The 14,605-nt window shown below is 60.8% G+C and carries 12 protein-coding genes and 3 pseudogenes; 10 read left to right on the forward strand and 5 right to left on the reverse strand.

Annotated features, from left to right (window positions below; translation table 11 throughout):
- Positions 1-397 precede the first annotated feature (397 nt).
- A pseudogene (locus K0F86_RS04190) lies at positions 398-1,291 on the forward strand (IS5 family transposase); the annotation flags it as partial.
- A 17-nt stretch (positions 1,292-1,308) separates the two neighbouring features.
- Here the strand turns inward: K0F86_RS04190 and K0F86_RS04195 are convergent.
- Together K0F86_RS04195 and K0F86_RS04200 are read right to left on the reverse strand one after the other, a co-directional pair.
- Positions 1,309-1,695 (reverse strand): annotated as a pseudogene (locus tag K0F86_RS04195) (transposase); the annotation flags it as partial.
- A gap of 22 nt (positions 1,696-1,717) precedes the next feature.
- Positions 1,718-1,933, reverse strand: a pseudogene (locus tag K0F86_RS04200) (IS30 family transposase); the annotation flags it as partial.
- 184 nt (positions 1,934-2,117) lie between these two features.
- On the opposite strand from K0F86_RS04200, the gene K0F86_RS04205 reads away from it, so the two are divergent.
- Positions 2,118-2,381 (forward strand): BPSL0067 family protein, encoded by a 264-nt coding sequence (locus K0F86_RS04205; RefSeq protein ID WP_219133093.1) that lies wholly within the window; start codon positions 2,118-2,120, stop codon positions 2,379-2,381.
- 10 nt (positions 2,382-2,391) lie between these two features.
- Positions 2,392-2,826: an STY0301 family protein gene (locus K0F86_RS04210; protein ID WP_219133094.1), complete on the forward strand. Its 435-nt coding sequence runs from the start codon at positions 2,392-2,394 to the stop codon at positions 2,824-2,826.
- Positions 2,827-3,008: 182 nt separating this feature from the next.
- On the opposite strand, the gene K0F86_RS04215 is transcribed toward K0F86_RS04210, so the two are convergent.
- Entirely contained in the window at positions 3,009-4,589 is a 1,581-nt protein-coding gene (locus K0F86_RS04215) for an isocitrate lyase (RefSeq protein WP_219133096.1), read from the reverse strand.
- A 336-nt stretch (positions 4,590-4,925) separates the two neighbouring features.
- Positions 4,926-6,230, reverse strand: a complete 1,305-nt coding sequence (locus K0F86_RS04220; protein ID WP_219133098.1) for an MFS transporter — start codon at positions 6,228-6,230, stop codon at positions 4,926-4,928.
- A 152-nt stretch (positions 6,231-6,382) separates the two neighbouring features.
- Between K0F86_RS04220 and K0F86_RS04225 the strand changes: the two genes are divergently transcribed.
- Positions 6,383-7,099: an SDR family oxidoreductase gene (locus K0F86_RS04225; RefSeq protein ID WP_219133099.1), complete on the forward strand. Its 717-nt coding sequence runs from the start codon at positions 6,383-6,385 to the stop codon at positions 7,097-7,099.
- A 3-nt stretch (positions 7,100-7,102) separates the two neighbouring features.
- Here K0F86_RS04225 and K0F86_RS04230 read toward each other — a convergent pair whose 3' ends face one another.
- On the reverse strand, positions 7,103-7,621 hold the full coding sequence (locus tag K0F86_RS04230; protein WP_219133100.1) for a hypothetical protein: 519 nt from the start codon (positions 7,619-7,621) through the stop codon (positions 7,103-7,105).
- A 300-nt stretch (positions 7,622-7,921) separates the two neighbouring features.
- Between K0F86_RS04230 and K0F86_RS04235 the strand changes: the two genes are divergently transcribed.
- From K0F86_RS04235 to K0F86_RS04260, 6 genes are all read left to right on the forward strand, one after another.
- Positions 7,922-8,350 (forward strand): hypothetical protein, encoded by a 429-nt coding sequence (locus K0F86_RS04235; protein ID WP_219133101.1) that lies wholly within the window; start codon positions 7,922-7,924, stop codon positions 8,348-8,350.
- Between the two features lie 73 nt (positions 8,351-8,423).
- Positions 8,424-9,380, forward strand: coding sequence for a bifunctional helix-turn-helix transcriptional regulator/GNAT family N-acetyltransferase (locus tag K0F86_RS04240; protein ID WP_219133102.1), 957 nt, complete (start codon positions 8,424-8,426; stop codon positions 9,378-9,380).
- 107 nt (positions 9,381-9,487) lie between these two features.
- On the forward strand, positions 9,488-10,126 hold the full coding sequence (locus K0F86_RS04245) for a TetR/AcrR family transcriptional regulator (protein WP_219133103.1): 639 nt from the start codon (positions 9,488-9,490) through the stop codon (positions 10,124-10,126).
- A 116-nt stretch (positions 10,127-10,242) separates the two neighbouring features.
- The gene (locus K0F86_RS04250; protein WP_219133104.1) at positions 10,243-11,037 is read left to right on the forward strand and encodes an alpha/beta fold hydrolase; all 795 of its coding nucleotides are present in this window, start codon (positions 10,243-10,245) and stop codon (positions 11,035-11,037) included.
- Positions 11,038-11,185: 148 nt separating this feature from the next.
- Complete coding sequence (locus tag K0F86_RS04255; protein ID WP_219133105.1) at positions 11,186-13,390, forward strand: TonB-dependent receptor; 2,205 nt, start codon at positions 11,186-11,188, stop codon at positions 13,388-13,390.
- Between the two features lie 84 nt (positions 13,391-13,474).
- A complete protein-coding gene (locus tag K0F86_RS04260) occupies positions 13,475-14,470 on the forward strand; it encodes a PHB depolymerase family esterase (protein ID WP_219133106.1) in 996 nt (331 codons plus the stop codon).
- Positions 14,471-14,605 lie beyond the last annotated feature (135 nt).

Below are 14,605 nucleotides of genomic sequence, written 5' to 3' on the forward strand. Positions count from 1 at the left end.
TCACCATGCTTGCATATTGTGGCGTTTGCCGATGAGTTCGCGCCTTAGGTTGAGTTCTACCTGTAGCGACCTGCATTCAAAAACGATGAGACCTGCATTCAGGGGGTGTACGCCGGAACCCCATGAAGGGCAAAAACTCGTATACTGACACAGGGGGGGGGGGCCCTCTCGCAAGCCAGCTTGTTTCCGATGTAGTCCATGCTGTATGCCGCATCAGGGCTGCTCCAGTAGTAGTCGCTCATATATTAACCCTCAACCGATTATCGTAAGCTACATAGTCGGGTCTGAACAAATCCTAACCGTTTGATTTTGCTGGGGAAAGGCCAAAAAACAGTAGCTGGGATTTGCAAGCTTTCGCTAAAATGGTGGCAATTCCTTGCAAATTTCAGAGGCCTGAATGGGACCGAAGCCAGCTGGATCACAAAGCGCAGACATGTTCCGCCAACGGCTGGACGAACTGGTCAACCTGAAGCATCCACTGGCACAGCTGGCCACCCATATCGACTGGAGCGTCTTCGAGCGCGAATGGGCCGGTCATTTCCCTTCCTCGCGCGGCCGTCCCGCCACCGCTACCCGGCTCATCGCGGGCCTGCTGTACTTGCAGCACACGTTCGCCTTGTCCGATGAGGACGTGGTGTGGGGCTGGGTAGAGAATCCATATTGGCAGTTGTTCTGCGGCGAGACCTGGTTCCAGCACCGGCCGCCGATCGATCCCAGTTCGTTGACGCGCTGGCGCAAGCGCATCGGCGAGACGGGCCTGGAATGGATGCTGACGCAAACGATCAAGGCTGCCGAGTCGGCCCGGGTGGTCAAGCCGCAGAGCTTCCAGAAAGTGATCGTCGACAGCACCGTGCAGGAAAAAGCCATCGCCCATCCGACCGATAGCAAATTGCTGGAGCGGGCAAGGCAGCACTTGGTCAAGCTGGCCGCCGAGGCGGGGCTGGCGCTGCGCCAGAACTACAACCGCGAGGCGCCAAGACTGGCCGTGCAGGTGGGCCGCTATGCGCACGCCAAACAATACAAGCGCATGCGCGCCAGCCTGAAGAAGCTCAAGACCGTGGTCGGCCGTGTCTGGCGCGACGTGGAGCGCCAGCGCGACAAGATACCTGGCGCCTTGCGGGACAAGGCGTCCGACCTGCTGGCCAAAGCCAAGCGCCTGCTGGCGCAGAAGCAGCGCGACAAAAACAAACTCTACAGCCTGCACGCTCCCGAAGCCGAGTGCATCGCCAAGGGCAAGGCGCGGCAACCTTATGAATTCGGCGTGAAGGTTAAAGTGGATCCATCAGTCAAGACACTTTGCCGACTAATTTAAGCTGCACCCGTTTCCGCTGCTTCAGCCGATCGGCGCTGACCCGTATTGCTCTTTTCCTGTGACTTCTTATCGTCATCACCGAACCGGTCGACGATCAGCGCACCGCCGCCGATCCCGTCGCGGTAGACTTGGTCGGGCGTCTGGTAGCCCAGCGACTGGTGCGGTCGCTCAGCGTTATAGAACGCGAAATACTGCGCCAGGCCCACCATCAATTCCGCCATGTTGGCGTACCCCTTCAGGTACACATCCTCGTACTTCACGTTGCGCCACAGGCGCTCGACAAAGATGTTATCCAGTGCTCGTCCGCGCCCGTCCATGCTGATGGCGACGCCTTCGCGCTTGAGCACGTCAGTGAAGGCCGCGCTGGTGAATTGGGCGGATTCAACCGGTCCTCGCAACACCAGATTATTGAGCAGATTTTAGATACTCGTCCAGTACTTCTGCCGGCGACTTCCAACCAAGCGTTTTCCGGGGCCTGGAATTCAGCGCATTAGCAACGGCTTGAATCTCTTGAGCGCTCCACCGAGACAAATCTGTACCCTTTGGGAAGTACTGCCGCAGTAGGCCATTCGTATTTTCGTTTGTACCGCGCTGCCATGGGCTATGCGGGTCGGCGAAGAATCCACTATAGGTGTCGATCGCCACCACGCACAAGGAGGGCTTGGTGGTGACTAAGTTCGATAGCGGGGCTATGAGGATGCGATTGGCCTGCAGTGATAGACCACAGCAATCCAACTGGTCTTGAAATTGCGCTTCTGCAGGTGGCTTCAACGAGCATGTCACATGTGCATTATTGCTTGTGCATATGGTCGCATTGCAATACCGCCTGCACTGGTCGCCCATTTTTAAGAAAGCGGCTATCAACTGGAAGTATGCGAATCATCAGCAAGGCAATCACGCGGCCCTGCATATGGGGCAGGCGCTGGATGGGATCATTGAAATGGATCAGTGGTCGGGCAAGCGCCCGGGCGCCGTGACTTCGCGCACCGTGCGTTCCAAAGGCCAGTACAAGAATGGCTTGCATATCGACCCCAGCAACAATGCCGATGCTTTTTTCGTCATCGAATAGGGGAGTGTCCATGCAAGCTAAACGTTTGTTGACCGGCGCCGCCTGCTGCCTATTCCCTCTGTTCGCGCAGGCTGCGATGCCCGCCACCCATGCTTGCCCGGAAAGCGTGCCAGCAACATCAATCAAACTGGATGCCGTGCCGGCCGGCTGGACGCCGTATATCGACAGTCCGCTCTACCTGAGCGCCGCGGCGCCTATCGATGGCGCACCGCAGCGCAGGGGACAGCTCGTACCCAGCGGGGAGCGCAAGAAGAAAGGGCAAACGACGCTCAGCTACCGTCTGGAAGGCCGCTATCCAGACGGCAAGTGGCTGCAATGCGGCTACGGCGTGCATGGCGAAGTCACACTGTCGAGGAGGATGGACGACAGTGTCAGCGTTTGCGAATTTACCTACAGAAAAGGCAGCAAGGCCGGGCAGAACGAGATCGATATCGATTGCCGGTAAGTGAGTTGGTATCAGCACTATTGCTGGCGGGATCGCAGGCCGCAAAGCCCGATGCGCCTGCGGCTGTGCATGTCGGCTTACGCGTTCGCTAAGCCGACCTACGAAATTGCCACTTGCCAGCAGCGCAGACGCAAAAAAACCCGCCGAAGCGGGCTTTCTCACTCTACAGCCAAACCAAAAACTTAGAACTGGTTCATGGTGTTGTCTTTACCAGCCGCTTTCAATGCCGCTTCGCCGCTGAAGTAATCCTTGTGATCGTCGCCGATGTCCGAGCCGGACATGTTTTGATGTTTCACGCAGGCGATGCCCTGGCGGATTTCTTTGCGCTGTACGCCGGCAACGTAGCCCAGCATACCTTGGTCGCCGAAGTATTCCTTGGCCAGGTTGTCGGTCGACAAGGCTGCCGTGTGGTAAGTAGGCAGGGTGATCAGATGATGGAAGATGCCGGCTTCGCGGGCCGAGTCGGCCTGGAAGGTGCGGATTTTCTCGTCGGCCGTGATCGCCAATTCCGTCTGGTCGTATTCCACGCTCATCAGCTGGGAGCGTTCGTAGGCGGACACGTCCTTGCCGTCGGCCTTCATGATGTCATACACCTGCTGGCGGAAGTTCAGGGTCCAGTTGAACGATGGGCTGTTGTTGTACACCAGCTTGGCGTTCGGGATGACCTTGCGGATTTCGCTGACCATGCCGCCGATTTGCGCAATATGCGGTTTTTCCGTTTCGATCCACAGCAGGTCGGCGCCGTTTTGCAGCGAGGTGATGCAATCGAGCACGCAACGCTCTTCGCCGGAACCGGCGCGGAACTGGAACAGGTTGCTCGGCAGGCGTTTTGGACGCAGCAGCTTGCCTTCGCGCTTGAGGATGACGTCGCCATTGCCCAGTGCGTCGGCCGAGACTTCTTCGCAGTCGAGGAAGGCATTGTATTGGTCGCCCAGGTCGCCTGGTTCATTGGTGACGGCGATCTGCTTGGTCAGGCCGGCGCCCAGCGAATCGGTGCGGGCAACGATGATACCGTCGTCCACGCCCAGTTCCAAAAAGGCGTAGCGGATGGCGCGGATCTTGGCCAGGAAGTCTTCATGTGGCACCGTGACTTTACCGTCCTGGTGGCCGCATTGTTTCTCGTCGGATACCTGGTTTTCGATCTGGATGCAGCAGGCGCCCGCTTCGATGAACTGTTTCGCCAGCAGGTAGGTGGCTTCCGCATTGCCGAAACCGGCGTCGATGTCGGCGATGATGGGCACGACGTGGGTGATGTGGCCGTCGATCTTGGCCTGGATCGCTTGCTTCTCAGCACCTTGGGCCGCGTCCAGCTGGCGGAACAGGCCGCCCAGTTCGCGGGCATCGGCCTGGCGCAGGAAGGTGTAGAGTTCGCGGATCAGGCTGGTGACGGCGGTTTTTTCATGCATCGACTGGTCTGGCAGCGGGCCGAACTCGGAGCGCAGGGCGGCAACCATCCAGCCCGACAGGTAGAGGTAGCGGCGGTCGGTGCTGTTGAAGTGCTTCTTGATCGAGATCATCTTCTGTTGACCGATGAAACCGTGCCAGCAGCCGAGCGACTGGGTGTACTTGGATGGGTCCGCATCGTAGGCAGCCATGTCGTTGCGCATGATCTTGGCCGTGTAGCGGGCGATGTCCAGGCCGGTCTTGAATTTGTTCTGGGCGCGCATGCGGGCGGCGGACTCGGGATTGATGGCGTTCCAGGCGCTGCCTTGTTGCTCTTTCAAACCAGCAACAGCTTTGATGTCGTCTTGATATTGGGACATGTGAATCTCCTAAAAAGAAAAGCTATGTTTGAGAAAATCGCCGAGTGCGCCACAACGTCTTGTCGAAGCAAACTGCATGACTAAATAGTAGGCCGATTCGCGCCAATGTTCAAGTCTTATATAAGACATATAACTTAAATTAAGTCTTTGTTTTTCAATGGCTTAATTATGATTTTTCGGTATGTGAAATGAATTTTCAAAAAGTGAGAGCATCAATGGCTGAGTTTGCTGTTTGAAATTTCGCGATGTGAAACGCCTTTTCAGAATTTGGTGCAGCGCGACAAATCGTGGCGAAAAAAAACCGCCCGAAGGCGGCTTGGGGCGCAGGCGGCGCGTTTAGCGTCCCACGGTCTGCCGCTGGTCCTTGATGAACAGGGCCGTCAGCATGCCCACCAGGCACACGCCGATCACATAATAGGCGGGGCCCAGCACGTTGTTCTTCAGCATCAGGGTCACGACCACGGGCGTCAGGCCGCCGAAAATCGCGTACGACAAGTTGTAGGAAAACGACAGTCCCGAGAAGCGCACCTGGGCCGGGAACGCTTGCACCAGCACGTAGGGCACGGCGCCGACGACGCCGACGAACAGGCCCGTCATGGCGTACAGGGGCAGCAGCAGGTCGGGACGGCTGCCGACGGTGGTGTAGAAAATATACGTGGAAATGGCCAGCAGCACGGAACCGACGAAGATCACGCGCTTGCCGCCCAGGCGGTCGGCCAGCATGCCGGCGATGATGCAGCCGAAGGCCAGGCACAGGGTCGCCACGGTATTGGCCACCAGGGTGGTGCGCGGCGCGATGTGGTGGATCTTTTGCAGCAGGGCAGGCGTCATCAAAATCACGACGACGATGCCGGCCGACAGCATCCAGGTCAGCAGCATCGACACGGCGACGGCGCCGCGGTGGCTGCGCAGTACGGATTTCAAAGGCATTTCCGTGGACAGCGCCTTGCGTTGCTGCATTTCCGCAAAGACGGGGGTTTCATGCAGCCAGCGGCGCAGATACATGGCGCCAAAGCCGAAGAGGCCGCCCAGCAAGAACGGATAGCGCCAGGCGCCATCGGTGATTTCTGCCGGCGTGTAGACGGTGTTCAAGCCCGTCGCGACGAGCGAACCCAACAAAATACCGACAGTCAGGCCGGCCGTCAGCACGCCGCAGGCAAAGCCCGTGAAACGGCTCGGTACGTGTTCGGATACAAACACCCAGGCGCCCGGCACTTCGCCGCCCACGGCCGCGCCCTGGAAGACGCGCATCAAGAGCAGCAGCAGCGGGGCGGCCAGGCCGATGGTGGCGTAGGTCGGCAGCAAGCCGATCAGCAGGGTCGGCACGGCCATCATCAGGATGGACAGGGTGAACATGCGCTTGCGGCCGAGCAAGTCGCCAAAGTGGGCCATGACGATGCCGCCCAGCGGACGCACGACGTAGCCGGCGGCGAAGATGCCGAAGGTTTGCAGCAAACGCAGCCATTCCGGCATTTCCGGCGGGAAGAACAGTTGGCCGATGGCGTTGGCAAAGAAGACGAAGATGATGAAATCGTAGAATTCCAGCGCGCCGCCGAGGGCGGCCAGCGACAGGGTCTTGTAGTCTTGTTTGGTGAGGGGACGGCTTGCGGCGTTGATTGCGGCGGTGTTGGAAGTAGGCATGTGTCTCGTTCTTGTGTGTTATCGGAGATTGCCAGACCTAGCATACGCATTTCCGCCGCGTGAGTAAATGCGGCGCGTATGGGGAACAGCCTCAGCTGTGCTTAATACAACGCCGCTATCATCAGCGTTGACTTCATTGGAAAGGACACACAATGCACATCATGATCGTGGGCGCCAGCCGGGGCTTGGGACGCGCGCTGGTGGACGGTTTGCTCGCTGACGGCCATACCGTCATCGGCGTATCGCGCCAGCAACCCGCCGACTTGCCTGCCGGCCAGGGCACACAGCTGCAATGGATCGCGGCGGACCTGGCCGCACCCGCCGAGGCCGTCGAATGCATCGCGTGTGTCGCGCCCGCCGTGCTGGACGCGGTGATCTACAACCTGGGCGTGTGGGAAGAAAAAGCCTTCAGCGATGACTACGCTTTTCTTGGCGATGCGGACGAGGCCATCGTCGACATGGTCAATACCAACATCACGGCGACGATATTGCTGCTCAAGCGCCTGGTGCCGCGCTTGCTGGCCAGCAGCAAGCCGCAGCTGATACTCACGGGGTCCACTTCTGGCCTGCGCCAGAGCGGCCGCCCGGAAGTGACGTTCAGCGCCTCGAAATTCGCCCTGAACGGCATCGCCGACGCCTTGCGCGAAGGTTTCCGCGCGCAGGGACTGGCTGTAACGGCGCTGCAACTGGGCTACCTGAATACCTACGATTGCTTGTCCGTGCCGCTGGCGGACGCCGCCGCGCGGGGCGAGGGTGAGCTGATTCCCGTGCATGACGTCGTTGCCGTCGTGCGCATGCTGCTGAATCTGTCGAATGCCTCGTTCGTGCGCGAACTGGTGCTGCCGGCGCTGCGCGACGAGCGTTTCTGACTGTTATGCACCTTCGCCGTAGACCTCGGACCAGCCGAGACGCTCTTCCAGCCACTCGTCCACCTCCGAGCTATCCATGTGCAGCAGGGCAGCGCCCAGCCGCAGCTTGCCCTTGGCAAGGGCCAGCACGGCAAACACGGATTCCAGCATGACGGGATCGAGCTGGCCCTGCAAGTCGCGCGCGGCGATGGCGGGCAGTTGCGCCCAGGCGGCCTGGTAGCTGTCGGCCAGCCAGTCTGGCAGCGGCGGATTGTGCTTGCGGTGGCGCTCGATTTCAATCAGGGCGATGAGCGCATAGAAATCTTCCTCGCGTGATGGCGCGCCGCCCAGCATGGCGACGAGCTGGGGCACGGCCGCATACGAGGCGACGCCCACGTCGCCCTGGTGATGCAGCTCTTCCCACAGTTCATGCCAGACGTCTTCGCCCGCCTGCATGGCCTTGAGCGCTGCGGCCACGTCGTAGGGCATGCGGTAGCCGCCTTCCAGGGTGGGCCAGATGGGGTCGTCGAGTGATAACAGCATGGGTTTCCTTCTTCAAACATATAAGTCATTATGCCTGGCGAGCATACGCCAACATATTAGTGCTGGAAGCGCCGCTGGGCTTCGTCGGGTGGTGTGAGGTTGTCGCCATCCTGGATGATGTTGCCCACAATTAGTAATTCGGCTTTCCAGAGTTCAAAGGCGGTTGGCATGGCTGTGGCTGGCGAGAGTGGCGGCGACCCTGATTATGCCCCGACCATTGGTGTTTCAGCGTGCCGGTTGAACATGCTACAGTCCGCCTTTGCCGCCAGCCCGGTGCGGCTTTGCCTGGATCAATGCGCTATGCCCACCTGGACTTCCCCGCCACAACTCGTCGCCCTGGCCGCCTTTTATGCGCAGGCGCAAGCCCATCCGGAAACGCTCAGTGATGCTGTCTTCCTGGACAACGTGAAAAACGCCCACTGGCCCACCAACTGCTGGAGTTACGCGCAAGCGTCGTTCGCCATCATCGCGCCTGCCTGCCTGCTGCGTCCGCATCTGACCGCCGAGCTAATCGCATGCCCCATCGACGCCATGATCGCGGGCGGCCTGGAAGATGCGGGGCAAGTGATCGCGATCGGCCTGGACTGCGCCAGGCGCGACGCGCCGTATGTGGCGCCCAGCGAAGAGGGCAAGCGCTGGCTGACACAGGTGTGGCCGGGACTGGGGGAGGTGGTCGAGACCGTGTTTCAGGCCAGGCTGCAGGCGGCGCTGGCCGATGATGAGGACTAAGCAAGCCTGTGCTTGACCTGGAAAGCTGGTTTACGTTAGGGTATACGTAACTACTTACATATATTCATTCAACATGTCTTCCAACCTGCAAACCTACGGCTCGCTGATGCTGGCCAGCCGCCTGCGCCGTCTTTCCGATCAACTGTATGCCGGCGTCGATACCAGCTATCTGGCGGCCGGCGTCGAGCTGACGTCGCGTTGTTTCCCCTTGTTATTGCTACTGCGTGACAATGGCCCCACGGCAATCACGGCCCTGGCCGCGCAGATCGGGCAGACGCATCCGGTGGTGGTGCAGCTGGGGCGCAAGCTGCTCGATGCCGGCGTGGTGACGGAGCTGCCGGACGCCAAGGATGAGCGGCGGCGCCTGCTGGCGCTGTCCGACGCGGGGCACGCCTTGCTGCGCAGCATGGCGTCCCTGTGGGATGATGTGCGCGCGGCCGTCGATACGGTGTTCGAACACGGCACGCCGCAGCTGATGGCGAGCCTGGACCGGGCTGAAGCGCGCTTGCAGTCGCAAGGTTTCGGCGAGACGATCGCCGCCTGCCGGCGCCAGCGCGAACGGGCCGCCGTGGAGATTATCGCGTACGACGTCCAGTACGCGGCCGATTTCAAGCGCCTGAATATCGCCTGGCTGGAGCGCTACTTCTATGTCGAGGCGCTCGACGACAAGGTGCTGTCCGATCCGCAACGCTCGATACTCGACGCTGGCGGACAAATTTTTCTGGCGCGCCTGGACGGCAAGATCGTCGGCACGTGCGCGCTGATCCGTGCCGGCGAGGCCAGCATCGAGTTGTCGAAGATGGCCGTCACGCCGGAATGCCAGGGCTTGGGCATCGCGCGCCGCCTGATCGAGCGGGCCTTCGACGCCTTCGAGGCCAGCGGCGCGCAGCTGCTGTTCCTGGAGTCGAACAGCAAGCTGGCGCCCGCCATCCGCCTGTACGAAAGCAGCGGCTTTACCCACGTGGCGCGGCCCGCCGGCGACGCCCATTACCAGCGCGCCGACGTCTACATGGAGTGGCAGGGCAGGTAGCACACGCGAGGGCGCCACGCGGCGCTCCCCATCGGCCTTCTCCCGCGTTACAATACGCGCACCCCATAACGGAACTCAGGTTCCACTATTCGAGACGCCGACGCCGCATGCCTTCCTTCCCGATGCCCTTCCCGCAGATGATCGTTCCACCGGAGCCCACCCAGGCGCGCAGCAAGCAGGCGTTCGAGCGCCTGCTGCTGGTGGGCGAACAGTTGCTGGCGGAAAACCGTTTCGATGAAATCGGCGTGGCCGATCTGGCCAGACTGGCGGAAACATCTGTCGGCACCTTTTACCGTTTATTAGGCGACAAGGACACCTTGAGCCGCTTGCTGCTGCAGCGCTTTTTTTCCGACATGGTGGAAAAGGTCGAGACCCTGACGGAGCTGCGCCAGTGGGAAACACGCAGCCTGGAAGACTTCATCCGCGCCATGGTGGCCATGTTCGTGGCCGTGAATGGCGGGCGCAGCGGCGTGTTGCGGGCCCTGATCACGCGCGCGTCGCAGGATGCGCAATTTCGCGACAGGGTGCACCAGATCAATCATTTGATCTCGCAACGCACGGTGGCCGTGCTGGCCAGCAAGTCGGCCAGCATCCGTCACCCGAACCCCACGCAGGCGATGATGGTGGTGCCACCCGTGCTGCTGGGCATCCTGAACCAGCATACCCTGACGGGTTCGCTGTCCTTTTTATCGGCCGCGGCACTGGAAGATGAACTGGTGCGTGTTGCTTTAAATTATCTGACCTAAGATATTTAGCGATTTAACTTGAAATCGGAATTCGGATTCCGTATTATGTTTTCCAACAGCAGGAAAACATATTCCTGCACCTGAACACAAAGCATGTTCAACAGCAAGGAGACAGAATGCGGCGTCACACGACATCCGATGTTCCATTGCATTACCTCGACCTGGGCAAGGGGCAGGGCGATCCCGTGTTTTTGTTGCACGGCCTCGGTTCCTGCGCCGCAGACTGGCGCCCGCAGATCGACGCCCTCGGCGCAAGCTACCGTTTGATCGTGCCCGACCTGCGCGGCCATGGCGCCAGTCCCGCGCCAAACGGCGACTGGCAGATCGGCGACTTCGCCAACGACCTTTTCAACCTGATGGACCAGCTCGACGTGCCGCGCGCGCACATCGTCGGCTTTTCCCTGGGCGGCATGGTGGGCCTGGAAATGGCCAACCGCGCGCCGGGCCGGGCGGCCAGTTTGTGCCTGATCAATTCCCAACCGTTTCAGGGCAGCAAACCGGCGTCTTTGCTGTTTGCCTACTGGCTGCGGCGCACGGTGATTGCCACCCTGGGCTTGAAAGCCATGGGCAAGATCATCGGCAAGAAGCTGTTTCCCGATCCGTCCCAGCAAGCGCTGGTCGAGCGCTTCGCCACGCAAATGGCGGGCATGGACAAGCGCGCCTACCTGGCCGCGCTGGACGCCATTTTCCACTGGGATATCGACATTCATTTCCAGGCCCTGGCCATGCCCGTCTTCATCATGGCGGCCGACCAGGATTACACGCCCGTCGCCAGCAAGCGGGCCTTTGCCGCACAGTTTCAGCAGTGCGAGATCGAGATTATCGCGAACTCGCGCCACGCCACGCCCCTGGACCAGGCGCAGCGTGTGAATACCTTGTTGCAGTCCTTCCTCGCCACACATTCAAAATAAACAGGCCACTCGCCGCACGGGCAGGGGGCCGGGAAACAGTCATCGCAGGACAGGTGCACGCTTTTTGCGCGCGGGTACCGTTACGTCTTGCGATCCTGGAATCCGGCCGTCTACCCTGGTGGCAAGCAAGCCTGACATTGGAGACGCTATGAAACTTGCTTTGAAATTGATGCCCGCCGCCCTCGCCGTTGCCGGTGCCTTTGCCACCCAGGCCCAGGCGCAGGAAGCCACTCCCGCTGCTGCCAGCACGGCCCAGGAAGCCAGCGATGCGAAAGAACGCATGGAAACCGTGACGGTCTCTGCCCGCCGCCGCGAAGAGCGGCTGCAGGACGTGCCGCTGGCCGTCACGGCGTTTTCCGCCAAGGCTCTGGAACGGGCGAATATCCAGAACCTGGCCGACTTGCAGGAGCGCGTGCCGAACCTGACCGTGTACGCCTCGCGCGGCACGAACACCACACTGACGGCCTTCATTCGCGGCGTGGGCCAGGCCGACCCCGTCTGGGGCGTGGACCCGGGCGTGGGCATTTATTTTGACGATGTCTACATGGCCCGTCCGCAAGGCGCGCTGCTCGATGTGTTCGACGTGCAGCGCATCGAAGTGCTGCGCGGCCCGCAAGGCACCCTGTACGGCAAGAACACCATCGGCGGCGCCATCAAGTACATTTCACGCCCTCTGGCGAAGGAAAACGGCGCCTCGGCGGAAGTGGGCCTCGGCAATTACAACCAGCGCAACTTCAAGGCCGCCTTCAATGTGGCCAACGAGAACGGCACCTGGCGCGCGCGCCTGGCCGCCGCCAAGCTGGACCGCGACGGTTTCGGCCGCAACACGTTCAATGGCGAACAGGTAAGCGACCAGGACAGCACGGCCGCGCGCCTGTCCGTCGGTTACTTTCCGCAGGACATACCGCTCACTGTCGTGCTGAGCCTGGACGCCACGGACGATAAATCGGGCGTGCGCGGCTTTCAGCGCATGGGCGTGAGTGCCTTCGATCCGCTCAAGCGTCCCGCCAGCACCAGCGCCTACGATATCCAGAGCGGCATGCCGGGCAACAACTTTACGCATAACCGGGGCGGCTCGCTGGTGGCCAATTACACCTTGTCGAACGAGTGGTCCGTGAAAGTGATCGGCGCCAAGCGGCGCAGCACGTCCGAGCAAACCATCGACTTCGACGGCTTGCCGCAGCCGATTGCCGACGTCTTCGGCGATTCGCGCGACGAACAGAAAAGCCTGGAATTGCAGGCCTCGTACAGCGGCGACTATGGCGCCGGGGTGATCGGCCTGTACCGCTTCGAAGGCACGGCCGGCGGCGGCATCTACAACAACTTCCTGGGACGCCAGTTCACGGCCGCCGTCAGCACGGTAGAGACGGACAGCACGGCGCTGTACACGGACTGGACCTGGCCGCTGGGCAAGGTGTGGAGCATCAACGCGGGCTTGCGCCACACGCGCGAGGAAAAGCGCGCCATCGTGCTCAACCGTGCTTTTGCCGATGTGGGCTTCACGCGGCCCATCCAGACGGCGGCCGACTTCGACAAGTCCTTATCGGTCAGCAATACCTCGCCGAAAATTTCCGTGCGCTATGAAGCGTCGAAGACGACGAATTTCTACAGCAATCTGTCGCGCGGCTTCAAGTCGGGCGGCTACAACGTGCGCGCCAACAACCTGGTGGTGCCCGATTCCGCGCGTCCCTACAAGGATGAAAAACTCGACGCGCTGGAAGTGGGCATGAAGTACGCGGCGCCCGACGACACGTTTGACGTCAACGTGGCCCTGTTCTACAACCGCTACAAGGATATTCAATTGTCCGTCTTCACCAGCTATGTGCAGCCGGGCGGCGTGCCGGGCTTCTATGGCGACTTCACGAATGCGGGCAAGGCGACGGTGAAAGGCGCGGAATTTGAATTCTCGTGGCGGCCGAACCGCCAGTGGGAAGTCAACGGTTTCCTCGCCTTGCTCGATGCCAACTATGACGAGTTCATGAGTGGCGGCAAGAACATTGCGGATACGCAAAAGTTCAGCAATACGCCAGCCCGGCAAGTGGGCTTGAACGTGACGCGCACGGACCGCGACGTCTTCGGCGGCGCCCTGCGCAGCATGGTCGGCTACGGCTATCGCAGCAAGGTCTACCCGACCACGGACTTGAGCGCAACCCTGGCGCAGGGCGGCTACAGCATCTGGACGGCCGGCGTCGTGTGGGAAGCGCCAAAGAACTGGACCTTCAGCTTGCACGGCAGCAACCTGGGCAATAAACGCTACCGCACGGATGGCTACAACATTCCCGCCGTCTTCATCCTCGACGGTTTCTATGGCCCGCCGCGCCAGATCATCGCCAAGGCTGGCTACAAATTTTAAGGGGTGGTAGAAGTGCCGGCTTGACGGGTGTCAAGCCGGGTCGTTGTCGCTGTTTTCGTCGTGAATAACAATCAGGAGACTGGCATGGCACATCTGCATCAGCAACTGCGTCATTTATTTTCTGCATTCATCGCCGCCTGCGGCTTGCTGGCTGCGCTGCCGGCGGCCGCTGGCCAGTGGGACTTCGGCCTGTACGCGAGCCTGTGGGGCACGCGCGAATACCAGGTCTGGCTACCGAGCAATTACAACGCCAACACGCCGCTGCCCGTCGTGCTGATGCTGCACGGCTGCGGTTCCGAACCGAACAGCATTGCCGCCGTCAGCCGCTACAACCAGCTGGCCGACAGCGAAAATTTCATCGTCGTCTATCCGCGCCAGAACGCCACGGCCAACCCCATGCGCTGCTGGAATTTCATGTTGCCGCTGAACCAGGAACGGGGCACGGGCGAACCAGCCGTGCTGATGGGCATCTTGAACAAGGTCAAGAGCAAGTATGCGGTGCAGGACAGCCGCGTGTATGTGACGGGCATCTCGGCGGGCGGCGCCATGGCTTCCATCATGGCCGCCTGTTATTCGGACGTGTTCGCCGCCGTGATGGTGCATTCGGGCGGCATGTACAAGGGCGCCATCGGCATGCTCACGGCTGCCGATTCGCTGTTCAACGGCAGCTCGTTCGACCCGAAAGTGCGCGGCAAGGATGCCTGGCGCTGTTCCGGTTCGCCGCGCCGGCTGATGCCGACGATGGTGTTCCACGGCACTTCCGACATCGTCGTCAACCCCGTCAACGGCGAGCAAACCATCGAGCAATTCCTGCAGACCAGCGATGTCGGCGACGATGGCCTCGACAATGACAGCGTGCGCTACCGTGCCGACAGCATCGTGCGCCAGACCGTGCCATACGGCCGCAGCTATTCCATCGATACGTATCTGCACAACGGCGCCGTCATCGCGCAAAAGTACACGGTCGAGGGCATGAACCACGCGTGGAGCGGGGGGCCTCCCGGCTGGCCCTTCAGCGATGAGCTGGGACCGGACGCCACCGTGATCAGCTGGAATTTCTTCAAGCATTACCAGCGTTGATGGGGGAGGAACTTGCAGCCTGGATAGTGGGGCGCAGCGATGGCGCTCCATTGTGCCGCTCAAGGCCCGCCCTGCTGGCCAAGAGGAAAAGGTTGATGCAAGTATTGGGAACCTTGGCGGATTCTTACTAAATAT

It is taken from the genome of Janthinobacterium sp. UMAB-60, assembly GCF_900095235.1.
In the GTDB taxonomy this organism is placed as follows: domain Bacteria; phylum Pseudomonadota; class Gammaproteobacteria; order Burkholderiales; family Burkholderiaceae_D; genus Janthinobacterium.